The sequence below is a fragment of the Kribbella sp. NPDC104740 genome, from assembly GCF_055583505.1.
In genome coordinates, this window is sequence record NZ_JBVJNV010000002.1 from 1089122 (window position 1) to 1111371 (window position 22250).

General features: G+C 70.7%; 25 protein-coding genes. 6 read left to right on the plus strand and 19 right to left on the minus strand.

The window, feature by feature from the left end; translation table 11 throughout:
• Positions 1-23: 23 nt before the first annotated feature.
• The gene (locus ACZ6Z4_RS14555) at positions 24-647 is read right to left on the minus strand and encodes an HAD family hydrolase (protein ID WP_465562822.1); all 624 of its coding nucleotides are present in this window, start codon (positions 645-647) and stop codon (positions 24-26) included.
• Between the two features lie 80 nt (positions 648-727).
• Between ACZ6Z4_RS14555 and ACZ6Z4_RS14560 the strand changes: the two genes are divergently transcribed.
• Entirely contained in the window at positions 728-1789 is a 1062-nt protein-coding gene (locus ACZ6Z4_RS14560; RefSeq protein ID WP_465562824.1) for a hypothetical protein, read from the plus strand.
• Here ACZ6Z4_RS14560 and ACZ6Z4_RS14565 read toward each other — a convergent pair.
• On the minus strand, positions 1724-2944 hold the full coding sequence (locus ACZ6Z4_RS14565) for an MDR family MFS transporter (protein WP_465562827.1): 1221 nt from the start codon (positions 2942-2944) through the stop codon (positions 1724-1726). The genes ACZ6Z4_RS14560 and ACZ6Z4_RS14565 overlap by 66 nt on opposite strands.
• A gap of 94 nt (positions 2945-3038) precedes the next feature.
• Between ACZ6Z4_RS14565 and ACZ6Z4_RS14570 the strand changes: the two genes are divergently transcribed.
• The gene (locus ACZ6Z4_RS14570) at positions 3039-4337 is read left to right on the plus strand and encodes an ArsR/SmtB family transcription factor (protein ID WP_465562830.1); all 1299 of its coding nucleotides are present in this window, start codon (positions 3039-3041) and stop codon (positions 4335-4337) included.
• On the opposite strand, the gene ACZ6Z4_RS14575 is transcribed toward ACZ6Z4_RS14570, so the two are convergent.
• The 7 genes from ACZ6Z4_RS14575 to ACZ6Z4_RS14605 form a co-directional block, all read right to left on the minus strand.
• Positions 4338-4811: a hypothetical protein gene (locus tag ACZ6Z4_RS14575; RefSeq protein ID WP_465562832.1), complete on the minus strand. Its 474-nt coding sequence runs from the start codon at positions 4809-4811 to the stop codon at positions 4338-4340. It lies immediately after the preceding gene.
• A gap of 129 nt (positions 4812-4940) precedes the next feature.
• Complete coding sequence (locus ACZ6Z4_RS14580; RefSeq protein ID WP_465562837.1) at positions 4941-5471, minus strand: GNAT family N-acetyltransferase; 531 nt, start codon at positions 5469-5471, stop codon at positions 4941-4943.
• Between the two features lie 128 nt (positions 5472-5599).
• Positions 5600-7633, minus strand: a complete 2034-nt coding sequence (locus ACZ6Z4_RS14585; RefSeq protein WP_465562838.1) for a primosomal protein N' — start codon at positions 7631-7633, stop codon at positions 5600-5602.
• Positions 7634-7729: 96 nt separating this feature from the next.
• Entirely contained in the window at positions 7730-8923 is a 1194-nt protein-coding gene (gene metK, locus ACZ6Z4_RS14590; protein WP_465562841.1) for a methionine adenosyltransferase, read from the minus strand.
• Between the two features lie 202 nt (positions 8924-9125).
• Complete coding sequence (locus tag ACZ6Z4_RS14595) at positions 9126-9428, minus strand: winged helix-turn-helix transcriptional regulator (protein ID WP_465562844.1); 303 nt, start codon at positions 9426-9428, stop codon at positions 9126-9128.
• 80 nt (positions 9429-9508) lie between these two features.
• Complete coding sequence (locus ACZ6Z4_RS14600) at positions 9509-10552, minus strand: winged helix DNA-binding domain-containing protein (protein WP_465562847.1); 1044 nt, start codon at positions 10550-10552, stop codon at positions 9509-9511.
• A gap of 434 nt (positions 10553-10986) precedes the next feature.
• Positions 10987-11997: a 1-aminocyclopropane-1-carboxylate deaminase gene (locus ACZ6Z4_RS14605; protein ID WP_465562851.1), complete on the minus strand. Its 1011-nt coding sequence runs from the start codon at positions 11995-11997 to the stop codon at positions 10987-10989.
• 342 nt (positions 11998-12339) lie between these two features.
• Here ACZ6Z4_RS14605 and ACZ6Z4_RS14610 point away from each other — a divergent pair, with 342 nt between their 5' ends.
• From ACZ6Z4_RS14610 to ACZ6Z4_RS14620, 3 genes are read left to right on the plus strand one after another with little or no spacing between them, the layout of a single operon-like run.
• A complete protein-coding gene (locus ACZ6Z4_RS14610) occupies positions 12340-13128 on the plus strand; it encodes an ABC transporter ATP-binding protein (RefSeq protein ID WP_465562854.1) in 789 nt (262 codons plus the stop codon).
• Complete coding sequence (locus ACZ6Z4_RS14615) at positions 13125-13886, plus strand: ABC transporter permease (protein WP_465562857.1); 762 nt, start codon at positions 13125-13127, stop codon at positions 13884-13886. Before ACZ6Z4_RS14610 ends, ACZ6Z4_RS14615 begins: the two co-directional genes overlap by 4 nt.
• A gap of 15 nt (positions 13887-13901) precedes the next feature.
• Positions 13902-14681: a MerR family transcriptional regulator gene (locus ACZ6Z4_RS14620; RefSeq protein ID WP_465562860.1), complete on the plus strand. Its 780-nt coding sequence runs from the start codon at positions 13902-13904 to the stop codon at positions 14679-14681.
• Positions 14682-14720: 39 nt separating this feature from the next.
• Here ACZ6Z4_RS14620 and ACZ6Z4_RS14625 read toward each other — a convergent pair whose 3' ends face one another.
• Positions 14721-15680, minus strand: a complete 960-nt coding sequence (locus tag ACZ6Z4_RS14625; protein WP_465562862.1) for a hypothetical protein — start codon at positions 15678-15680, stop codon at positions 14721-14723.
• A gap of 75 nt (positions 15681-15755) precedes the next feature.
• Entirely contained in the window at positions 15756-16766 is a 1011-nt protein-coding gene (locus ACZ6Z4_RS14630) for a helix-turn-helix transcriptional regulator (protein WP_465562865.1), read from the minus strand.
• Positions 16767-16820: 54 nt separating this feature from the next.
• On the opposite strand from ACZ6Z4_RS14630, the gene ACZ6Z4_RS14635 reads away from it, so the two are divergent.
• The gene (locus ACZ6Z4_RS14635; RefSeq protein ID WP_465562868.1) at positions 16821-17207 is read left to right on the plus strand and encodes a VOC family protein; all 387 of its coding nucleotides are present in this window, start codon (positions 16821-16823) and stop codon (positions 17205-17207) included.
• 39 nt (positions 17208-17246) lie between these two features.
• Here the strand turns inward: ACZ6Z4_RS14635 and coaBC are convergent, their stop codons facing one another.
• The 8 genes from coaBC to pyrF form a co-directional block, all read right to left on the minus strand.
• Entirely contained in the window at positions 17247-18590 is a 1344-nt protein-coding gene (coaBC, locus tag ACZ6Z4_RS14640; RefSeq protein WP_465562870.1) for a bifunctional phosphopantothenoylcysteine decarboxylase/phosphopantothenate--cysteine ligase CoaBC, read from the minus strand.
• Positions 18591-18599: 9 nt separating this feature from the next.
• Positions 18600-18911 carry a DNA-directed RNA polymerase subunit omega gene (gene rpoZ, locus ACZ6Z4_RS14645; protein WP_363668670.1) on the minus strand — a complete coding sequence of 104 codons (312 nt, stop codon included), beginning with the start codon at positions 18909-18911 and terminating at the stop codon, positions 18600-18602.
• Between the two features lie 2 nt (positions 18912-18913).
• Positions 18914-19582, minus strand: coding sequence for a guanylate kinase (gene gmk / locus ACZ6Z4_RS14650; protein WP_465562875.1), 669 nt, complete (start codon positions 19580-19582; stop codon positions 18914-18916).
• A gap of 50 nt (positions 19583-19632) precedes the next feature.
• Positions 19633-19947, minus strand: coding sequence for an integration host factor, actinobacterial type (mihF, locus tag ACZ6Z4_RS14655; RefSeq protein WP_184795637.1), 315 nt, complete (start codon positions 19945-19947; stop codon positions 19633-19635).
• A 59-nt stretch (positions 19948-20006) separates the two neighbouring features.
• Entirely contained in the window at positions 20007-20378 is a 372-nt protein-coding gene (locus tag ACZ6Z4_RS14660; protein ID WP_465562879.1) for a hypothetical protein, read from the minus strand.
• 78 nt (positions 20379-20456) lie between these two features.
• A complete protein-coding gene (locus ACZ6Z4_RS14665; RefSeq protein WP_465562882.1) occupies positions 20457-20825 on the minus strand; it encodes a hypothetical protein in 369 nt (122 codons plus the stop codon).
• Between the two features lie 142 nt (positions 20826-20967).
• Positions 20968-21405, minus strand: a complete 438-nt coding sequence (locus ACZ6Z4_RS14670) for a hypothetical protein (RefSeq protein ID WP_465562885.1) — start codon at positions 21403-21405, stop codon at positions 20968-20970.
• On the minus strand, positions 21405-22241 hold the full coding sequence (pyrF, locus tag ACZ6Z4_RS14675) for an orotidine-5'-phosphate decarboxylase (RefSeq protein ID WP_465562887.1): 837 nt from the start codon (positions 22239-22241) through the stop codon (positions 21405-21407). Before pyrF ends, ACZ6Z4_RS14670 begins: the two co-directional genes overlap by 1 nt.
• Positions 22242-22250: the final 9 nt, after the last annotated feature.

Here is a 22250-nt window from a genome sequence, read left to right on the forward strand (position 1 = left end):
CGCGCCAGGGCGTGCGTGGCCGGCTAGGGCTTGAGTGCGAGGCCGCGGTCGCGGAGCTGGGTGCGGAGGACGTCCGCGGAGGTGAACAGCTCGGCTTGCAGGCCGGCTGCGCGGGCGCCGTCGATGTTGCGCTGGACGTCGTCGGTGAAGAACGTGCGGGAGGCGTCCAGGGCGAAGCGGTCGACGAGCAGGCGGTAGATCTTCTCGTCGGGCTTCACGACCTGCTCGTGGCCGGAGACGATCTCGCCGGTGAACGAGTCGAGGATCGGGAAGGTCTCCTTCGCGATCTCCCACTTCTCGCCGGAGAAGTTCGTCAGCGCGTACGTCGGGACGCCGAGCTCCTGCAGCTCCTTCAGCAGGTCGGGCGTGCCCGGGAGCAGGCCCTTGAGCATCTTCAGCCAGCCGGTGTCGTAGGCGGCGATCCACTCGGCGTGCTCGGGGTGCAGCGCGGTCAGCTCCGCGACGGCCTCGGCCCAGGGCCGGCCGGCGTCCTGCTGCATGTTCCAGTCGGGCGTGGTGATCGCCGTCAGGAAGTGCCGGCGCTGGTCGTCGTCGGGGATCAGGTCGGCGTACAGGTAGTTCGGGTTCCAGTCCAGGAGGACTCCCCCGATGTCGAACACCACCACGTCGATCGTCGGCTCCGTCATGGGGCAACCCTATGCGACGGGGTTGGCGAGGAGTCGCCGCGTCCGGGCGGGTGGCGGGGGTCGGTGGGTAGGTTCGGAGAGTGGTCGCGGAGGAGCTGCACGAGGTGGTGCGGAGGTTGCTCGAGGTCGACCAGCGGTGGGGTGGGGCGGAGGCGGCGCGGGTGGCGCGGCCGGTGGTGCGTACGGCGTACGAGCGGTTGGCGAGGGCGGCGGTCGGGCGTGGGGCCGGCGCGGTGGCGGAGCGCGGGGAGAGCGCGGCCGCGGAACGCGGGGAGAGCACGGCCGCGGAACGCGGGGAGAGCGCGGGTGCGGCCGCGGAACGCCGGGCGAGTGCGGCCGCAGAACGCGGGGAGAGCGCGGCCGCGGAGCGCGGGGTCGGGCGGGACCTGCTGGCGGGGCTGGGCGAGTTGCTCGAGGTGTACGGGTGGTTTCTGCACGATGCGGGGCATGCGGCAGCGGCTGAGCGGGTGAGCTGGCAGGCGCTGGGGTTGTTGCGGCGGGCTGGGCATCGGAGCTTGGAGCTGCTGACGGTGCAGAACCTCGCGTTGCAGGCGCAGACGTCCGGGCACCCGGAGCGGGTGCTCGAGTTGGTGCGGCCGGTGCTGGATGGGGCGAGTGGGCTGGTGTCGGCGTTGTTTCTGGCGCGGGAGGCTCAGGCGCTGGCGCTGATGGGGTTGCGTCGCGAGGCGACGCGCGCGTTCGCGCGGGCTGAGAGCCGGTATCTGGATGGCCTCTCGGCCTCGGATCCGGAGTGGGCGGGGTGGGTGGATCCGCGGCAGTTCGCGATCTTCGAGGCGACGATGTGGGCGGGGCTCGGGGAGGACGAGCGAGCGGCCGGGATCTTCGCGGAGACGCTGGAGACGGCAACGGGTGCGCGGAGTCGGTACAGCTTGTCGGGGTATCTGCTGGCGTCGCTCGTACGGGCCGGGGACCTGCGGAGTGCTGTCGAGCTGGTGCCGGAGATCGTGCCGCAGGTCAGCGGGTTCGCGGTGTCGCGGGACTCCGAAGTCTTGCTGCGTGCAGCTTCAAGAATGGGTTCCAACGACGCCGGCCAGCATCTGCAAGAGATCCTGTGGTCAGGGCGCGGGAACAGTGGCGGCGTTCTCGGCGGCTCTTGCGTGCAAGGCCGGGGAGAGCGCTAGCTGGCCGAGGAACAGCACGGCGCCGAGCCCGGCGCAGGCCAGCCAAACGACGATCGGGCCGGCGTGCTCCAGCGTGTTGGTGCCGAGGAGCGGGCCGATCACGCTGCCGAGGCCGAAGGACATGCTCCCGGCCAGCCCCATGTACCCACCCCGCAGATCGACCGGCGCGAGGTCCGCGAAGACCGCGCCGATCACCGCCGCGAAGCCGATCTCACCCACCGTCCACACGACGACCGACAAGCCATACCCCCACCAACTGTCGACCGCAGCCCCGATCCCGAAGCCAACGCCGACGATCAGCATCGAGCCTGCCAGCAGCTTCGGGCGGTCCAACGCGGCGAGCCGCCGGTTGACGAACGGCTGCACGACGACGATCACCACGCCGTTCAGCCCGATCACCAACCCGTACGTCGAGCTCGGCAACCCGTCCGCGGCCATCGCGAGCGGGAGGGTCGAGTAGCCCTGGAAGTAGATCGTCGCGTAGCCGATCTGCAGCAGGACCATCAGCAGGAACGTCGTGTCGCGCAGGACGACGGGCAGCAGCGCGCGCCGCGGGGTTTCGTCGTCGAGCACCGGCCGGGTCTCCGGGACCATCCGCCAGATCACCAGCGCCGCGATCACCGACGTACTGGCGTTGATCCAGAACAGCAGGTTGTAGCCGATGCTCGCCAGGACGCCGGCGCTGACCGTGGAGACCGAGAAGCCGAGGTTGATCGCCCAGAACAGCAGTCCGTACGCGCGAACGCGCTCTCTCGGCTGGAGCAGGTCGGCGACCGTGGCCTGCACGGCCGGGCGGAACAGGTCGCCGGTCAGGCCGACCACGAACGCGGCGGCGGCGATCGTCTCCAGCGAGCGCGCCGAGCCGAGCAGGATCAGCGCGGCCGCGGTGCCGAGGAAGCCGATCAGCATGGTCCGGCGGCGGCCGATCCGGTCCGAGAGCCAGCCGCCGACGAGCTGGGAGACCACCGACCCGGCGCCGACGGCCGCGGCGACGGCGCCCGCCGTACCGGCGGACAGGTGCCGGTCCTGGGTCAGGTAGAGCACGAGGAACGGCTGGACGAAGCTGCCGAGGCGGTTGACCAGCTGGCAGACCCAGAGCGCCCAGAACGCGGTGGGCAGCGGAGAGCGCTCCCTCGGAGAGCCGATCACAGTCATGGGACCAAGCCTTCCGGTACGTCGCGACGCTGTCGAACATTAGTTCCTGGGCTAATCCTCGCCCGGGCGTCAAGCGGGTTTTAGAGTGGTGGGCGTGATCAGCATCAGGCTCAACACCGACGACGTCAGCCGGATCCGGTTCGCGTTCTCGCCGGTCTGGGAGACGGTCACCAGTGTGCGGGCCCTGAGCAACAACTCGTCAGGCAGCGTGCACGGGCCGTGGTTGCGCAAGGTCCGCCCGCTGCTCGGCGACGACGTCATCAACCGCACCTCGACGTCGTCCAGCGCCGCGATCCGCCCGCGCAGCAACACCGCGGACCGCCGGGGCACCAGCCCACGCGCCGGCGACGACCGCCGGGGCACCACCCCGCGAGCCGGCGACGACCGCCGGAGCACCACCCCGCGAGCCGGCGACGACCGCCGGGGCACCACCCCGCGAGCCGGCGACGACCGCCGGAGCATCACCTCGCGCGCCGGCGACGACCGCCGGGGCTCCACCTCGCCTGCCGGCGATAAGCCCCAGGGTTTCGCTGCAGGCGGCGGCGACGAGGTCGCGGAGGCGCTGCGGTTGCTGCGGGCCCTGATCCCGCCGGTCGGCTACATCCCGGACTTCATCACGCCCGCGCCGCCGCGGCGGTCTACCGGGTTCGACGCCGGACTGGCCGCGATTGAGGCGACGCCGTACGAGCTGGTGGTGGACGAGCTCGGGCGGACGCACGAGGGGAACCCGAACGCGCTGCTCCCGGAGCTGATCGCAGATCCTGGGGAAGCGCTCTCTCGGATCACGGCCGCGCTCCGGACCTACTGGCAGCGCGCGGTCGAGCCGGACTGGCGGCGGATGCGCGCGCTGCTGCAGGAGGATCTCGCGTTCCGCCTCGACGAGCTGGCGGCGGGCGGGCTGGATCGGTTGTTCCGGAATCTGCATCCGTCCGTGCGGCTCCGCGGCGATCGGATCGAGATCGATCGGCCGTTCGTGTGTCCGGACGGAGTGCCAACGGCTGGGCAGGGAGTGTTGCTGGTGCCGTGCGTGTTCACGTGGCCGGCAGCGCTGCCGGTGACGGGAGCGCCGCACGTGCCGACGATCACCTATCCCCCGCGGGGGCTCGGGAGGTTGTGGGAGAGCCAGCAGGAGACGACAGGTTCACCCCTGGCGGAGTTGGTCGGCCGGACGCGGGCGGCGATCGTCAGCCATTTGGATCTGCCGATGTCGACTACCCATCTGGCGCACGCCCTGGATGTGTCGGCGCCGACGTTGAGCGTGCACTTGGGGATTCTGCGGAACGCGGGTGTGGTCGACTCGCGCCGCGACGGGCGCACGGTGCTGTACTCGCGGACCGCGCTGGGCAACCACCTGCTCGCGGCGTCGGGGTACGAGATGAGCGAGACGGCCTGATCAGGAGCAGCGGCGGCGGTAGTAGGCCCAGGTGACGAGGCCGAGCAGCGGGCCCCAGAAGATCAGCGGCAGGTACGCCGTGGCCATCAGGATCTGCCAGCCGCCTTGTGGTTCGAGGGGGTCGTGGAAGAGGTCCGTGTACATCAAGGGGTTCAGGCCCCAGAGCAGCGTGAGTGCGATCGCTCCCAGTGAGGCCGGTACGACGGCGGCCATCGGGCGGACGCGGCGGCCGCCGATGAGCGGGATCCCCGACGGGACGATCTCGCCCCAGGGGCGGACGAGGCCGAGGGTCAGGAGTGCGAGGCCTTCGGTGAGCAGGCTGAGCGCGATCAGGTAGATCTTGTCCGCCGCGTCGCCGGCGTTGGCGGCCATCCACTCGGGCTGGTAGCCCATGGAGAAACCGGCGGCGAGGAACAGCCGCCAGATGCACGAGGGCAGGGCGGTCAGCGCGGCGACATGCGCGACGCCGACCACCCAAGCCTGCGGCTGAAGACCGCCGTGCGAACGTACGGCTGAGCTGTGCCTGTCATACCGACGACTCTTTCAGCGCAGCCCGCCGTACGGATCCCCCACCCGAGGGAACAGGGTCCCCCGTTCGATGGACTAGCGGTGCTCGTACCGAGCCGTCTCCTGATCAGCACTGACCCGCCGGAAGCCGGCCTTCTCCAGCACGCGGACCGACGCCAGGTTCGACAGCTCGACGCCGGCCTGGACCGTGTGGACCTCCGGCGAGTTCAGCGCGTACGTCGTGAGCGCGGCGGTCGCCTCGGTCGCGTAGCCGCGGCCGCGGACCGACTCGACCACGCCGTACCCGAGCTCGACCACCCCGTCAGCGGGCGGCCAGAACAAACCGATCGACCCGACCACCAGACCGCTCGCGCGTTCGACGACGAGCCGGTGGCCGAAGGCGCCGAGCCACTCGGGTTGTGTCGCGAGCAGGCCCGCGATCACGCGGTCCCCGTCGGACGGGAAGTCGCCGGCCCAGTGCTCCGGGCGCAGGCCCGGCCGCAGGACCGCGAGTTGCGACGACTGGCTCGCGCTGCTCGCGTCGAGGACGGCGGCGACGTCGGCCGGGGTCCACGACCGCAGGACGAGGCGCTCGGTGGTCAGGTCGGCAGAGATGACGTGTGACATGAAGAATCTCCTGGTTCAGCGAAAGAGGGCATGACGAACACGGCTGCCGCGGCAGTCATATTCATCGACCTCCTTCGGGAAACCAGGTCCGGCGACCCTAACCGGGCGCACCACACCGAGCCATCGAATTATCCGAAGCTCGCCGGGTCCACCTGCACCCGCAGCGGACCGGGCAGCTTCTTCGTCCCCCGCGCCGCGGTCGCCTCCTTCAGCACCCGCGCGAGTCCGTAAGCCCGCGGCGTCCGTACGACGGCCCGCACGGTCTCGTCGTCGACGTCGACCGGCCCGAGCACCTCCAGCCCGGCCCCCGGATCGACCAGCTCCCGAACCCGCGCGACCATGTCCGCCACCGCGTCCGACGACCCGACCAGCTCCGCGAGTTTCGCCGCAGGCGCGAGCCGAGCGACCCGCCGCTCCTCCAGCTCCCGCGTCGCATACCCCTCAGGGCTCCACCGGACGACGGCCTGCAGCGGCATCGCCGACGGCTCGCCGACCATGATCACCTTGCCGCCGTCCCGCGCCGACCGCACCATCGCCGCCGCGTTGAACCACCGCCGCACAGCCTCCTCCGGCGCCCGCAGATCGGGCCGCGCCAGCAGCAGCCAGGTGTCGAGCAGCAAAGCAGCCGAGTACCCCTCGGGCGCGACCGGCTCAGCCCCCGGCGTCGTCACGATCAGCGCCGGCTCCGCCTCGATCTCGTCGAGCATGTGATCCCCACCCGACGTCCGTACGACGACACCCGGGAACGCGCGCCCCAACTCCTCCGCCGTCCGCCGAGCACCCACAACCGCCGCCCGCATCCGCGTATCGCCGCACTCAGGGCACCGGTGATCGGTCGCCGGACGACCGCACACGCTGCAGCTCGCCGGCCCCGACGACCCCGTACGCCGCAACGACCCGCCGCACGTCGTACAGCGCGACGGCGTCCGGCACGTCTGGCACACCAAGCTCGGCAGGTACCCGGCGCGCGGCACCTGCACGAGCACCGGCCCGGTCTTCAACCCCTCCCGCGCGACCTCGAACGCCTGGTGCGGCAGCCGCGCCGCCCGGGCGCCGGGATCGCGCGCGAGATCGCGGTCCGACTCCCCCGCGATGTGCACCGCGGGCGCGGCCGCGCGGATCACGGCACGGTCGGCGATCAGCTCGTTCGCCCACCCGGATTCGAGCAGCGCCGCCGTCTCGGCCGATCGCGCGAAGCCGCCGAGCAGCGCCGCACACTTCTGCCGGTGCGCGCGCAGCAGCAGCACTTCCCGGGCATGCGGGTACGGCGCGCGCGGCTCGGCGTACGAGTCGTCGCCGTCGTCCCAGAGCGCGACCAGCCCGAGGTTGGTGACCGGCGCGAACGCGGCCGCGCGCGTCCCGATCACGACACGGGTGCAGCCGCGGAGGGCGGAGATGAAGGCGCGGTACCGCGCGGTCGGGCCGAGGTCGGCCGAGAGCGTGACGAAGCCGTCGCGGCCGAGCACCGCCGTACAGGCTTGAGCGAGGCGTTCGAGATCGCGCGCGTCGGGGGCGAGCAGCAGCGCACCCCGGCCGGTCGCCGCGCACACCGCCGCGGCCTGGGCGAACGCGAGCGCCCAGTCGGCGCCCGGCACGGCGGTCCAGATCGCGCGTGGTGCTTCGGTACGGCGTACGGCGTCGAGGAAGCCGTCGGCGTGCGGGTACGGCGACCACTCGGAGCGCGAGGTCGACTCGACCGGGCGGGTCGGCTGGGTGCAGCGCAGGGCCTCGGCCTCGACCTTCGCTAGGCGTGGCGGAACGGCCAGGCGGGTCACGTCGGCGAGGACTCCGGCGTACCGGTCGGCGACCGCGCGACAGAGATCCGCGACCTCGGGCGTGAGCACCTGCTCGGGCGAGACCACCTTGCGCAGTCGCGCCAGCTTGCCGTCGTGCTCCGAGGTCTCCAGCCGGTCGAGCACGAACCCGTCGAGGTCCTTGCCCGCGAACCGGACCTTCACCCGAGCGCCCGGCTGGGCCTCGGCCGCGAGGTCCTCGGGCACCAGGTAGTCGAACGGGCGGTCCAGGTGCGGCAGCGAGACGTCGACCGCGACCCGGGCGATCGGAAGTGTCGTGGTGATGTCCGCGGGCTGCTTGGTCCGGGAACGCCGGACGGTCTCACGCAGCAGCGTCAGCTGCTCTGGAGAGTCCCCGTTCGGTGCCACTCGGGAACTCTAGTCCGCCGGTCCCCCGACGACACGCACCCTGTGGAAAACGCCGATCGCCCGGACCCAGCGGGTCCGGGCGATCGGCAGGCAGGACTACTTCGCGGCGGCGGCCTTCAGCGCGTCGACACGGTCGAGCTTCTCCCAGGTGAAGTCGTCGCCGGTGCGGCCGAAGTGTCCGTTGGCGGCGGTCTGGGTGTAGATCGGGCGGAGCAGGTCCAGGTCGCGGATGATCGCGGCCGGGCGCAGGTCGAAGACCTCGAGCACGGCGTCGGTGATCTTGTCGACGGCAACGGTCTCGGTGCCGAAGGTGTCGACGTAGAAACCGACCGGGGCGGCCTTGCCGATCGCGTAGGCGACCTGGCACTCGGCGCGCGCGGCCAGGCCGGCGGCGACGATGTGCTTGGCGACCCAGCGCATCGCGTACGCCGCGGAACGGTCGACCTTCGACGGGTCCTTGCCGGAGAACGCGCCGCCACCGTGGCGGGCCATGCCGCCGTAGGTGTCGATGATGATCTTGCGGCCGGTCAGGCCGGCGTCGCCCATCGGGCCGCCGATCTCGAAGCGGCCGGTCGGGTTGACCAGCAGCCGGTAGTCGGTGGAGTCGATCTCGAACTGCTCGAGGATCGGGTCGACGACGTGCTTCTTCACGTCCGGCGTCAGCATCGAGTCCAGGCTGATGTCGGCGGCGTGCTGGCTGGAGACCACCACGGTGTCGATCCGGACGGCCTTGTCGCCGTCGTACTCGACCGTGACCTGGGTCTTGCCGTCGGGCCGCAGGTAGGCCATCGTGCCGTCCTTGCGGACCTCGGACAGCCGCTCGGACAGCCGGTGCGCGATGGTGATCGGCAGCGGCATCAGCTCCGGGGTCTCGTTCGACGCGTAGCCGAACATCAGGCCCTGGTCGCCGGCGCCCTGCAGGTCGAGCGCGTCCTGCGAGGAGTCCGCACGGGTCTCGTAGGCGGTGTTGACGCCCTGCGCGATGTCGGGCGACTGGCTGCCGATCGCGACCTGCACGCCGCAGGAGGCGCCGTCGAAGCCCTTCAGCGACGAGTCGTAACCGATCTCGAGGATCCGGTTCCGGACGATCCCGGGGATGTCCACGTACGCCGACGTGGTGACCTCGCCGGCCACGACCACCAGTCCGGTCGTGATCAGGGTCTCCACCGCGACGCGGCTCTTCGGGTCCTCGGCCAGCAGTGCGTCGAGGATGGAGTCGCTGATCTGGTCAGCGATCTTGTCCGGGTGACCTTCCGTCACCGACTCGGACGTGAAAAGGCGCCGTGCCACGGTTCTCCCTCAGGGTTGTTCGGTGTCCACACGGCGGAGCCTGAGCCCCGCCCCACACGCACCGCCACCGGCGATGCTCCTCGGCAGTATGCCAGCACTTCGGGCCGGGTGCGGCGCCGGACACCGGATTCGTCCGTCTCGTGGGACTGTCGTCTCATTTCGTGGGCAACGGTGCTCGGATGAGCGTGGTCGAGCGACTGTTTCAGCGCCGGTTCTCGGCCGCCCAGCGCTCCGACCAGGCCAGCAAGGGCTTGAGTGAACGAGACAGGTCGCGGCCGGTCGCGGTCAGCTGGTGCGCCTTCGACTCGTCCTGCCAGAGCAGCCCGGCGTCGCGCAGCTCGGCCAGGCGGGCGTTCAGCACGGTCGGGGAGACGTCGTCGCAGCGCTCCTGCAGCGCACGGAAGCCGATCGGTCCGTCGCGCAGCTCCCAGAGCACGCGCAGCGCCCACCGCCGGCCGAGCAGGTCGAACGCGGCCGTGATCGGTGCGGTGTGTGTCGGCGCCATCGCAACCCCTTGCGGTGCAGGTGTCTTGCGCTATCGAATCGGTAGCAGTTTAGCCGATCGTCCTTGTCCGGCAGGGATTTTCAGGCGTGCGGCCCGACGGTGATCGGGCCGAGCGTGAGCGTCGCGCGGGCGTCGACGATCTCGGCGAGGCGTTCGACTTCGTTGTCCAGGGCCCTTAGTTGCGCGGGCTTCAGGGTGCGGAGCGGCTCGACGGTGACGTGCAGCTTGCGGCCGGACAGGCGCTGGTGCCAGACGCCGGCGACGAGTCCGTCGACGAGGAGCACGGGGTAGTTGCCGGCCTGGCCGCCGGCCAGGGCGCGGGTCGAGGCCTCGCCGGGGAACACGAGGTCGCGCGGGTGGCTGCCGACGGCGTACGCGTCGAAGTACGGGAGCAGGCGGACGCCCTTCACCGGTACGTCGGGGAAGTCGGTGTCGCCCTCGACCAGCCAGGCCGGCTGACCGTCGAGCTCGACCTCTTCGAGGCCGCTGCTCTCGAACAGCTTCGCGATGAAGCCCGGCGTGGTGCTGAGCCATTTCGCGAACTGCTGCGGGGTCGCCGGGCCGTAGGAGTGCAAGTAACGCCGGAGCAACTCGGAGAGCGCTTCCTCGCCGTTCTCGGGCTGGAACGGCGGCGTGAAGCGGTGCGGGTTCGTGTACGTCGTCTTGCGGCCGCGGTTCGGTCCGTAGCAGAGCACGCCCGCGGTCGCGGCCGCCGGGATCACCTGCCGCCAGCGCGGCCAGAACTCCTGGAACGCGGGCATCACCAGGTCGCCCGCCCACGGGCCGGTGCGTGCGACGACCTCGTCGGTCAGCTCGTCGACGGTGAGATCGTCCTCGGAGAGCGCTCCCCCGATGGCCTCGATCACCTCCGCGATCTGGTCGGGTGTCATCCGCATCTCCGGCGTCGCCGCGCCGCCGGACCTCGGTAACGCGGAGAGCGCTCCCGTCCAGAGCGGGAGGTCCTCGGTCGGCAGCAGGTGCACGGTGCCGCGCGGGCCGAAGGTCTTCACCAGGGAGCGCTCTTCCCAGAGAGCTTGCTGGACTGTGCGCCTGGTTGCGTTGTCCAGTCTGGTTGCCACCGACACCTCGGCGGCCGACAGCACTTGTGCATGCGCACCGGACATCGCCCGAACGATCTCCGCCGGGCCAGACGACGTTCCGCCTCTGGCGAGCCCCGCCGGGCCCGAAGACTCCCCGCCTCCGGCGAGCCCCGCCGGGCTCGAAGACGTCCCACCTCCGGCGAGCCCCGCCCGGTCCGAAGACGTTCCGCCTGCGGCGAGGCCCGCCGCTCCGCGTCCGGCTCCCGCCACTCCCCCTCCCGTAAGGTCCGCCGGGCTCGTCGTCGGTCCGGCGGTCAGGTGGTGTCGTTGCATTCTTCGGGCGACCACGGCCGGCCAGGAGAGCTTCATCTGGTCAGGCTAGGAGGGAAAGCGGTCAGCTCCTGGCCTAGCTGCTGGAACGGGCCGCACTGCTGGAACGGGCCGCACTGCTGGAACAGGTCGCACTGCTGGAACAGGTCGCACTGCTGGAACGGGCCGCGCCGCTGGAACAGGCCGGGCTACTGGAACAACCCGCTGTACGCGTTGAGCGCCGGCTGCCCTCCCAGGTGCGCGTACAGCACGTTCGAGTCCTTCGGGATCTCGCCGGACTTCACCAGGTCGATCAGCCCGGCCATCGACTTGCCCTCGTACACCGGATCGATGATCATCGCCTCCAGTCGCCCGCTGAGCCGGATCGCGTCCATCGTCGACTCGACCGGGATCCCGTACTTCTCCCCCGCCCAGCCCTCCAGCACGGTGATCTCGTCCTCGCGCAGCGCCCGGCCGAGGCCGATCAGCTCCGCGGTCGCGTGCGCGACCTTCGCGACCTGGGCCCGGGTCTCGGCGAGCTTGGCCGACGCGTCGATCCCGAGCACCCGGCGCGGCCGGTCCTGCCCGGCGAACCCGGCGATCATCCCGGCGTGCGTGCTGCCGGTGACGCTGCAGACCACGATCGTGTCGAAGAACACCCCGAGCTCGCGCTCCTGCGCGGCCACCTCGTCCGCCCAGTTCGCGAACCCGAGCCCACCCAGCCGGTGGTCGGACGCCCCCGCCGGGATCGCGTACGGCGTACCGCCGGCCGCGCGGACGTCGTCGAGCGCCTGCTGCCAGCTCTCCTTGAAGCCGATCCCGAAGCCGGCCCGGACCAGCCGGACGTCGGCGCCCATGATCCGCGACAGCAGGATGTTGCCGACCTTGTCGTTGACCGGGTCCGGCCAGTCGACCCAGCTCTCCTGCACGAGCACGGCCTTCAGCCCCGCCTTCGCGGCCGCGGCGGCGACCTGACGGGTGTGGTTCGACTGGACGCCGCCGATGCTCACGAGCGTGTCGGCGCCTTGGGCGAGCGCGTCCGGAAGCAGGTACTCGAGCTTGCGGGTCTTGTTGCCGCCGTACGCGAGACCGCTGTTGACATCCTCGCGCTTGGCCCAGATCCGCGCGCCCCCGAGGTGCGCGGTCAACCGGTCGAGCGGGTGGACCGAGCTCGGGCCGAAGAGCAGCGGGTAGCGCTCGAAATTCTTGAGTTGCGACATGCAATATATTGCACACTGCGATGGTCGGGTTGTCCAGTCGCGGCGGGTTGACCTTGATGCTGCATCAACCCCGCACTCTGTTCGCAACCGAACAGGAGAGCCACCATGACCAGCACAAGCGACCCATCAACCGGCGTGGCGAGCCCAACCGATGTGGCCGGCCCAGCTGGCGAGGCCAACCCAACCGATGTGGCTGACCCAGCCAGCGTGGCTGACCCAGCCGGCGTGGCTGACCCAGCCGGCGTGGCTGACCCAGCCGGCGTGGCTGACCCAGCCGGCGTGGCGGACCCAGCCGGTGCGGCCGACCCAACCGGCGTGGCCGCCCCAGCCAGCATGCCCAGCGTGGACGATCCACCCGGCGCGGCTGACCCGGCGATCAGCGTCACGGGCTTGCGGAAGGCGTACGGGAAGCTCGAGGTCCTCCGCGGCGTCGACCTCGCGGTCGCCCGCGGGAGCATCTTCGCGCTGCTCGGCTCGAACGGCGCGGGCAAGACGACCGTCGTGAAGATCCTGTCCACGCTGCTCTCAGCCGACGCCGGATCGGCGACCGTGAACGGCTTCGACGTCGGCACCGAGGCGGCCGACGTCCGGCGGTCGATCAGCCTCACCGGGCAGTTCGCCGCGGTCGACGACGTACTCAGCGGGCGGGAGAACCTGGTGCTCGTCGCCAAGCTGCGGCACCTGCCGGACCCGGGCGTTGTCGCCGACGACCTGCTCGCGCGGTTCGCACTCACCGAGGCCGGCCGGCGGCGGGTGGCGACGTACTCGGGCGGGATGCGGCGCCGGCTCGACATCGCGATGAGCCTGATCGGGACGCCGCCGGTGATCTTCCTCGACGAGCCGACCACCGGTCTCGACCCCGAGGCCCGGATCGAGGTCTGGCGGACCGTCGAGACGCTCGCCGCGGCCGGGACGACGGTGCTGCTGACCACGCAGTACCTCGACGAGGCCGAGCACCTCGCCGACCGGATCGCGATCCTGCACCAGGGCCGGATCCTCGTCGACGGCACGCTCGCCGAGCTCAAGCAGCTGTTGCCGCCCGCGAAGGTCGAGTACGTCGAGAAGCAACCGACGCTCGAGGACGTGTTCCTCACCCTCGTCGGCTCTGAGACAGCAGGAGAACTCCGATGAACTTCCTCCGCGACACCGTCGCGCTCACCGGGCGCTCGCTGCGCCACATCGCGCGCAGCCCGGACACCATCATCACCACCGCGATCATGCCGATCGGGTTCATGCTGCTGTTCGTCTACGTGCTCGGCGGCGCGATCGACACCGGATCGCGCTCTCCGGCGTACATCAACTACCTGCTGCCCGGGATCCTGCTGATCACGGTCGCCTCCGGGATCGCCTACACCGCGTTCCGGCTGTTCCTCGACCTGCAGAGCGGCATCTTCGAACGCTTCCAGTCGATGCCGGTCGCGCGCTCGGCCGTGCTCTGGGCGCACGTGCTCACCTCGGTCGTCGCCAACGTCGTCTCGCTGGTCGTCGTCACCGCGGTCGCCGTGCTGATGGGCTTCCGCACCGGCGCGAGCATCGGCGCCTGGCTGGGCGCGGTGAGCATCCTGGTCCTCTTCACGCTGGCGCTGACCTGGATCGCGGTGATCCCCGGCCTGACCGCGAAGTCCGTCGACGGTGCGAGCGCGTTCTCGTACCCGCTGCTGTTCCTGCCCTTCATCAGCTCGGCATTCGTGCCGACGGCAACGATGCCCGGCCCGGTGCGCTGGTTCGCCGAGAACCAGCCGATGACCTCGATCGTCAACACCGTCCGCGACCTGTACGCCGAACAACCGGTCGGCAACGGCCTCTGGGTCGCCCTCGGCTGGTGTATCGGCGTGCTCCTCGTCGCCTACGGCCTGGCGATGGCGGCCTACCGCCGCCGGTTCGCCTGAGGCAGGCTGGCTCTCGTGCTCACCATCAGCCGGCTCGCCGCGTACGCCGGGGTCACGGTGCCCGCGATCCGTCACTACCACCGGATCGGGCTGCTGCCCGAACCCGCGCGCGACCACTCCGGCTACCGCACGTACGACGCTACGGCCGTCGTACGGCTGATCCGGATCCGCACCCTGGCCGACGCGGGCGTGCCGCTGGCGCGGGTGCAGGAGCTGCTCGACGCGGGCACCGACGAGTTCGCCGAAGGCGTGCAGGAGATCGACAAGAAGCTGCGCGCGGAGGTCAGCCGGCTGCAGGACACCCGCCAGCGGCTCGCCCGGCTCGCGGCCGGCGAGCATCTGGCGCTGCCCGCGAGCGTCGTCAGCTACCTCGACCGGCTGCGCTCGCTGGGCGTCGGCGACCAGTACATCGAGCTGGAACGCGACGCGTGGATCATGGTCGCCGCGCAGGTGCCTCACGCAATCGAAGGGGTGATCGCGGCCAAGCACGACGAGCTGAACGACCCGGACATGGTCGCCTTCTACCGCCTCGTCGGCGGCGCACTCGACTGGGAGCTCGACGACCCGCGCATCGTCGAGGTCGCCGACATCGTCGAGCGCCAGCTGATCCGCGCCGTCGAGGCGGGCGCCCTCCAGGTCGACGGCTTCGACGACTCGTTCGTCGACCTGCTCGACACCACCACGATGCTGGAGTCGTCGCCACTGGCCGGGCGCCTGCTGGAGATCCTCGCCGAGCGTGGCTGGAAGGGCTGGACGCGGGTGGAGCAAGTGCCGAGCAGTGCGCCACGAGTTTGAGGCTCGCAGCAGTAGTCTCTACATGCCTGGGGCAACTACTCAGCGGTGCGCCACCAGTCTGAGGTTCGCAGCAGCGGGCTGTACGCCGAGGCGGGTCTCGGGGTCGGTGCCGTCGTTCCAGACCCGGAGCTGGTGAACGCCGCGGGTGGTCGGGCGGTAGGTGAGGCGGTACCGGCCGTTCGCCGCGGCGGTGACGGTGGGACTGACCTTGACCCACTCGGTGCCGACCAGGCGTTCGAGCCACACCGGTACGGCGCCCGGCGCGACCTTGCCGGAGATGAGAACGCGCTCTCCGACGTTCGGCGTTCGGTCGCTGGCCTTCGCGTCGACCAGACCGTGCACCTGGATGTCGTTGAAGCTGGCGCTGCCCAGCCACTGCTCGTCGCCGGCGAAGACGGCGGCACCGCCGTACGTGTTGTAGAGCGGGACTGTCAGGCGGTACTCGCCGGCAGCGTTGGTGACCGTCGGGACGGTCGGGTTGCCGTCCCAGCCGTTGCCGGTCCTGATCGTCAGGGCCCGTCCGGGCATCCGCTGCCAGCCGTCGGCCGGGGTCCAGCCTTCGAGGTAGCCGGAGACGGTGAACCGGTCGCCGTACGCCGCGAAGCCGGTCGGAGCGGTCGAAGTGATCCGGGTCAGGTCGAGGACCCGGAGGAGGTTCGGCGCCACCGGCTCGAAGGTGCGGGTGTCGCCGGGCCAGGTGGTGATCGACGCGAGGTACCAGGTCCCGGACTCGGTACCGAGCGGGAGCTCGAAGGTGTCGCCCTCGAAGCTGACCTCGGCGCTGCCGTCGAGCTTCTTCAGCGTGGCGATGGTCGGGCAGGCGGGGAGCGGTTGGATGCGTCCGGTCAGGGTGGTCGCGTCCGGGGTTTGATAGGCGTAGACGTCGGCGACCGGAGGGATCGGGCACTCCGGGTCGTCGGCGGCTGCCGGAAGCGCCGGGCCGAGCAGTACGGCGGCGAGCAGGACCGCGAGGAATCGGCGCGGGGACGAACTGTTCATGGTGAACCTCCTGGTCTCACCACGCTCGATGCCTCTATTGGGCGGGATGTTGCGTTGCCCGGTGGCGGGTCAGTGTCAGGACGACTCAGGCGAGGTCGCGTTGAAGTCGGTCTTCGAACGCGGCGTCGCGCCGGCTGAGGTCTGCGGCGTCGACGCTTCGGCCCAGGTCGCCAGGCGGTGTGCGAGGGCGGCGACCTGTTCGCGTAGTTCAAGCGGATGCTCGACGACGAAGGGGCGGTCGAGGCCGGCGAGGAGGGCGGGGACCCAGTCGAGGCGTTCGGCGCGCAGCTCGACGCGGACCTCGGACGAGTCGAGCGGGGTGACGATCGCGAGACCGAGCGGAAGACGTCGCTCGATGTCCTCAGCGGCGCCTTCCACCCGAACAGATACATGGTGTGCCCACGGGGTGGTGGCCAGAGATTCCAGTACGGCGCTCGCAGGGTCTACCGCAAGCTCTTCATTTGTTGCTTCTAGCAACATTGCATTGGTGATCCGGTCAAGGCGGAAGGTGCGATCCGGAGTCGCGACGTACCAGCGGCCGGCGTGCGCGACGACCCCGGCCGGGGAAATCGTTCGCGTGCTGGAGCGGCCCTGGCGATCGGTGTAGTCGAGGTCGACCAAGAGATGGTCGCGGGCAGCGGTGGCGAGGGTCAGCAGGATGTCGGTGCTGACCGGCGGTGTGGGGCGGAGGGGTGCCGTGAACGACGAGGTGGCGAGCAGCGCGCCCAGGCGGTCGGCCAGCCGCGCTGGGAGAACGCGGTGGAGCTTTGCGAGAGCGCTCTCCGATGCGCTGGAGTCGGGGACGAGGCCTGCACGCCGGCCGACCACCAAGCCGATCGCCACCGCCACGGCTTCGTCGTCGGTGAGCATGAGCGGCGGCATCCGGTAGCCGGGAGCGAGCCGGTAGCCGCCGTACCGGCCTCGGATCGAGCGGACCGGGATGTCCAGGTCGACCAGATGCTCGGCGTACCGGCGGACCGTTCGCTCGTCGACGCCGAGGCGGTCGGCGAGATCCCCGACGCGGCGGGTACCGCCGGCCTGGAGCAGTTCCAGGAGGGCGAGCACTCGGGAGGTCGGCCTCGTCACACTCCTGAGAATACCGGGCGGATCTTGTCCGGTATCGGTTCTAGCCTCGGGGGCATGACAACCTTCGCCTCCGTCCGGATCGTGACCGACGACGTCGACCGGATGACCGCCTTCTACGAACGCCTCACCCAGCTCACCGCCACCCGGCCGGCGCCGGTCTTCGCCGAGCTGCGGACAAGCGCGGGCACGCTCGCGATCACCGGCAGCACGCTGACCACCACCCTGTACGGCGACCAGCTCGTCCAGGCGGTCGCCAACCGCGGCGTGTTTCTCGAGTTCGAGGTGCCCGACGTCGACGAGGAGTTCGCTCGCCTGCAGGACCTGGAGTTCGTTCAGGGGCCGAGGACGATGCCGTGGGGCAACCGCTCGGCAATCCTGCGCGACCCGGACGGCAACCTCGTCAACCTGTTCGCGCGACCGGAGGACAGCCCCGCGACCTAGTGACAGCGGCCCGCGACTCGACTGCCAGTGCGGCGCGGCCTAGTGCCAGTGCGTCGCGACCAAGTTCCAAATGACGCCCGCGAGAGCGTCCTTGCTCCCCGACGGGACCGGCACAGCCGTCCCCTCGCGGTCCAGGATCACGGCCTCGTTGATGTCGCTCCCGAACACCTTGCCACCTGACACATCGTTCACGACCAGCAGATCGCACCCCTTGCGCTCCAGCTTGGCGCGACCGAGATCGAGCACCGAGTGCTCAGCATCACCGGTCTCGGCGGCGAACCCGACGATCACCTGGTCCTCGCGCTGCCGATCGTGCGCGACCGTCGCCAGGATGTCCGGGTTCTGCACCAGGCTGACCGCGGGCACCGCGCCGTCGTCGGTCTTCTTGATCTTGTGCTCGGCGAAGCTCGCCGGGCGGAAGTCGGCGGGCGCGGCCGCCATCACGATCGCGTCGGCGTCGGCGGCGCGGCCGGTGATCTCGTCGTACAGGTCCTGCGTCGAGGTCACCGGTACGACGTGCACGCCGGCCGGGTCAGGGAGCTCGGAGTTCGCGGCGACCAGCGTGACCTTCGCGCCGCGCGCGGCGGCGATCCGGGCCAGCGCGTAGCCCTGCTTGCCGGACGAGGAGTTGCCCAGGTAGCGGACCGGGTCGAGATGCTCACGGGTGCCGCCGGCGCTGACCAGGACGTGCCTGCCGGTCAGGTCGGCGACCCGCTCCCCCGCGGCGCGGGAGGCGGAGTCGGCGAGCATCAGCTGGCTGATCGCGAAGATCTCCGACGGCTCGGGCAGCCGGCCGCGGCCGGTGTCCTTGCCGGTCAGCCGGCCGACGGCCGGGTCGAGGACCGTGATGCCGCGGGCCCGCAGCGTCGCGACGTTCGCCTGGGTGGCCGGGTGCTCCCACATCTCGGTGTGCATCGCGGCGGCGAACAGGATCGGGCAGCGCGCGGTGAGCAGCGTGTTGGTGAGCAGGTCGTCGGCGAGGCCGTACGCGGCCTTGGCGATCAGGTTCGCGGTCGCGGGGGCGACGACGACCAGGTCGGCGCCCTTCCCGATCCGGACGTGCGGGACCTCCTGCACGTCGTCGAACGGGTCCGCGGTCACCGGCTGGCCGGACAGAGCCGCCCAGGTCGCCGCGCCGACGAACTCGAGCGCGGCCGCGGTCGGTACGACGCGAACACTGTGCCCCGACTCGGTCAGCCGCCGGAGCAGGTCGCAGACCTTGTACGCCGCGATCCCACCGCCGACGCCGAGCACCACCGAAGTCTTCTTCGGAGCCGGAGCCGGAGCCAAGTCCGGAGCCGAGCCCTCCGGCGTACCGGAGGAAACACCAGAAGCCCCGGTGACCACGTCACCAGGGCTGTCGGGCGTCTCACCCACGGTCATCGGGAGTGACTACTCGGCGGACTTCTCCGCGGCGGCCGCGGCGGCCTCCGCCTCGGCCTCGGGGTCGATGTCGGTGCAGGTCAGCACGCCGTCGTTGATCTCGCGCATCGCGATCGACAGCGGCTTCTCCTGGACGTGGGTCTCGACCAGCGGTCCGACGTACTCCAGCAGGCCTTCGCCGAGCTGGGAGTAGTAGGCGTTGATCTGCCGCGCCCGCTTGGCCGAGTACAGGACCAGCTTGTACTTGGAGTCGGTGTGGGTGAGCAGGTCGTCGATCGGCGGGGAGGTGATGCCGATCGCGACAGGCTGGTTGCCAGACAAAGTCAGCTCTTTCCAGAGATGTTGGGTGATCGGATCAACTTTACCAACTGATCGGCCGCCTCCCGAACCGAGGCGTTCACGATCGTCACGTCGAACTCCTTCTCGGCCGCCAGCTCGAGCACGGCGGTCTCCAGCCGGCGCTCCCGCTCCTCGGCGGTTTCGGTGCCCCGGCCGACCAGCCGGCGGACCAGTTCGTCCCAGCTCGGCGGGGCCAGGAACACGAAGTGCGCCTCCGGCATCGTCTCGCGGACCTGGCGGGCGCCCTGCAGGTCGATCTCCAGCAGCGCCGGGCGGCCGTCAGCCAGCTTGTCCAGCACCGGCTGCTTCGGCGTCCCGTACCGGGCCGCCTTGTGGACCACGGCCCACTCCAGCAGCTCGCCGTCGGCGATCATCCGGTCGAACTCCTCGTCGGAGACGAACAGATAGTGCACTCCGTGCTGCTCACCAGGCCGCGCCTTGCGCGTGGTCGCCGAGACCGAGATCCAGACGTCGGGGAAGCGCTCACGGATCTCCGCGGCCACCGTGCCCTTGCCGACCGCGGTCGGGCCGGCCAGCACGGTCAGCCGCGCCTCCCCCGGCGCCTCACCACTGCCCGTCGGGGCAGCACCGCTGCCCGCCTGGGCAGCAGCGTCCAGTACGGCGTCCTGCGGGGTGGCGCTCGGCCTGTCCATGGTCATCTTCATACCAGTGTCCAACGACGCAGCGCGGATTTCGGTCCGGGTCACTCGGCGAATTCGCGCATCAGCGCGGCGATCTGGTTCGAACCGAGGCCACGGACGCGGCGGGTCTCGGAGATCCCGGCCCGCTCCATGATCTGCTGCGCGCGGACCTTGCCGACCCCGGGAACGCACTGCAGCAGCGCGCTCACCCGCATCTTGCCGATCACCTCGTTGGTCTGCCCCTCGTGCAGCACCTCGGTGGGAGACGCTCCGGAGTGCCGGATCCGGTTCTTGATCTCCGCACGCTCACGCCGTGCGGCCGCGGCCTTGTCCAGAGCCGCCGCGCGCTGCTCCGGGGTCAAAGAAGGAAGTGGCACCGTTTCACCTGTCCCGTTGGGTTGCTTCGCAGGTGAACCTAACACGGCACCAGGCAGGCTCAACCCAGTGCCGGGACGTCGACTTTGCACGCGTCCTTGGCGTGCGCCGCGATCGCGGAGTACGCCGTGGTGACCGAGCCGGTCTCCTTGCTCAGCCGAGCCAGCTCGACACGATCCGTACCCGCCTTCTGCGCCTTCTCGGCGAACGCGATCACCGCGGCCCAGTCGTCCTTCACGTCGGCCGGCGCGCTCTCGCGCAGCTTCCGGGCGTCGTCGAGGATCTTCGGGTAGTCGGCGACGTTGGTCGGGTCGACGTTCGCCGCGGAGGCGACGTACCCGGCCAGGTCGACGCAGTAGGCCTGCTCCTCGGTGCAGGCGGTCAGGCCGGCGGCGGTGGCGAGCATCGTCGCGGTCAGTACTGCGGTACGCATCGTGGGTCCTCGGGGGGTCGTGGAGGTGTTGGTCACGACGTTACCGGCCGTGACCAACCCATCGTGAACAGATGCTTTTCAGCTACCGATCTCCACCTTGCAGGTGTCCTTGGCCTGCTTGCCGATCGCCGCCGAGGCGGCCGCGATCTTCTCGCCGTCGGCCTTGGCCAGCTCCTGCAGCTTGGCCGAGTCGCCCTTGGCGTCCTTGGCCTTGTCGGCGTAGTCGAGCACGACCTTCCAGTCGTCCTTGAGGTCGTCCGGCGCCGACTTCGACAGCTTCTTCGCCTCGCCCTGCATCCGGTCCACCGCCTCGGTGTCCTTGACGTCGAGGTTCTTCACCGCCTCGGCGTAGTTCTGCAGTTCGCTGCAGTAGTCGCCGCCCGAGCACGCCGTCAGTACCCCGGCGCTCATCGTCACCGCTGCCACCAGGGCTGCCACCTTGCGCATTGCGCGTTCCTAACTGTCGCTCGCGGGCGGCCCCTCGCCGCCCGTCGACGCAACAGTTCCGAATCCGGGGGTCAACAGCCACCACGGCACGCCGTGAACAACGTCGCACCCCCGGACCGGAACCGGCTCGTGACGTGACGCGTCAGGCATCTTCCGCGGGCGTCGTGCAGTTCTGCTGGCCGTCCGCCGGGATCGCCTGGAGGGCCTGGGCGATGCCCGGGTCCATCGACGCGTTCAGCTGCTGGAGCTTGGCCTGGTCGCCGCCGGTGGCCTTGATCTGCTCCAGGTACTGCACCAGCAGCCCCCAGTCGTCGGTCAGCTCGCCCGGTGCCAACTTCGACAAGTTGTTGCCGTCGGCGATGAGCTGGTCGAGCTTCGCGGCGTCGGAGGGGTCCTGGAAGGTGTTCAGCTGGGTGACGTACGTCTGCAGCCCGGCGCAGTACTCGGCCCGGCTGTCCTTGCCGCCACCGCCGCCCGACGTACCGGCCATCGGGCCGATCAGGGCCGTGACACCCATCGCGAGCGCCACGACGAGGGCGACACCGGCCGCCACCTTGCGGGTCGTGCCTGAGGCGGCCATCAGTAGCCCAGAACGGTGCGGTAGGCGTCGTTGGCGCGGGCGGCGGCGTCCCGCAGCGCCACGGCGTCCGGACCGGCTCCCAGGATCTCCCGGGAGCTCGACGGTACGACGTTGCGTACGGCGTCGCCGAAGACCTCCTGGAGGCTCTCAGCGGTCGCGCCCTGCGCCCCGAGACCCGGCGCCAGCAGCGGCCCGCGGATGTCGAGGTTCTCGGTGGTCTTCGCGATCGTCGCGCCGACCACCGCCCCGAACGACCCGAGGTCCTCGGCGCCGGCGTTCAGCTCCCGCAGCCCGTCCAGCACGGCGCCGGCGACGGTCGAGCCGTCGGCGGTCCGCGCGCTCTGGAACTGCGGGCCCTCCGGGTTCGACGTCAGGGCCAGCACGAACAGCCCGGCCCCCGAGGCCCGCGCCTCGTCGAAGGCCGGCTGCAGCGAGCCGAACCCGAGGTACGCGCTCACCGTCAGCGCGTCGCAGGCCAGCGGCGCCTTCTCCGACAGGTACGCCGCGGCGTACCCGGCCATCGTCGTACCGATGTCACCGCGCTTGGCGTCGATGATCACCACGGCACCGGCCTCGCGCAGCCGCGCGGTGGCCTGCTCCAGGACGGCGATGCCGGCCGAGCCGAAGCGCTCGAAGAACGCCGACTGCGGCTTGAACACGCCGACCTGCTCGGCCAGCGCGTCGACCACGCCGTCCGTGAACGAGGCCAGGCCCTCGGCGGTGTCGGGCAGGTCCCAGGCGTCCAGGAGGTGGGCGTGCGGGTCGATCCCCACACAGAGCGGCCCGCGCTCGTTCATCACCGCGCGCAGGCGCGTCCCGAAGGGCTGGTTGCTCATCGCAAGATC

Bases quoted from the DNA above. Each gene is read 5' to 3' on its own strand.
- ACZ6Z4_RS14555 (WP_465562822.1), bottom strand. From the start codon at position 647: ATGACGGAGCCGACGATCGACGTGGTGGTGTTCGACATCGGGGGAGTC.
- ACZ6Z4_RS14565 (WP_465562827.1), bottom strand. From the start codon at position 2,944: ATGACTGTGATCGGCTCTCCGAGGGAGCGCTCTCCGCTGCCCACCGCG.
- ACZ6Z4_RS14580 (WP_465562837.1), bottom strand. From the start codon at position 5,471: ATGTCACACGTCATCTCTGCCGACCTGACCACCGAGCGCCTCGTCCTG.
- ACZ6Z4_RS14595 (WP_465562844.1), bottom strand. From the start codon at position 9,428: ATGGCGCCGACACACACCGCACCGATCACGGCCGCGTTCGACCTGCTC.
- ACZ6Z4_RS14600 (WP_465562847.1), bottom strand. From the start codon at position 10,552: ATGTCCGGTGCGCATGCACAAGTGCTGTCGGCCGCCGAGGTGTCGGTG.
- ACZ6Z4_RS14605 (WP_465562851.1), bottom strand. From the start codon at position 11,997: ATGTCGCAACTCAAGAATTTCGAGCGCTACCCGCTGCTCTTCGGCCCG.
- ACZ6Z4_RS14615 (WP_465562857.1), top strand. From the start codon at position 13,125: ATGAACTTCCTCCGCGACACCGTCGCGCTCACCGGGCGCTCGCTGCGC.
- ACZ6Z4_RS14625 (WP_465562862.1), bottom strand. From the start codon at position 15,680: ATGAACAGTTCGTCCCCGCGCCGATTCCTCGCGGTCCTGCTCGCCGCC.
- ACZ6Z4_RS14635 (WP_465562868.1), top strand. From the start codon at position 16,821: ATGACAACCTTCGCCTCCGTCCGGATCGTGACCGACGACGTCGACCGG.
- coaBC (WP_465562870.1), bottom strand. From the start codon at position 18,590: ATGACCGTGGGTGAGACGCCCGACAGCCCTGGTGACGTGGTCACCGGG.
- gmk (WP_465562875.1), bottom strand. From the start codon at position 19,582: ATGGACAGGCCGAGCGCCACCCCGCAGGACGCCGTACTGGACGCTGCT.
- ACZ6Z4_RS14660 (WP_465562879.1), bottom strand. From the start codon at position 20,378: ATGCGTACCGCAGTACTGACCGCGACGATGCTCGCCACCGCCGCCGGC.
- ACZ6Z4_RS14665 (WP_465562882.1), bottom strand. From the start codon at position 20,825: ATGCGCAAGGTGGCAGCCCTGGTGGCAGCGGTGACGATGAGCGCCGGG.
- ACZ6Z4_RS14670 (WP_465562885.1), bottom strand. From the start codon at position 21,405: ATGGCCGCCTCAGGCACGACCCGCAAGGTGGCGGCCGGTGTCGCCCTC.
- pyrF (WP_465562887.1), bottom strand. From the start codon at position 22,241: ATGAGCAACCAGCCCTTCGGGACGCGCCTGCGCGCGGTGATGAACGAG.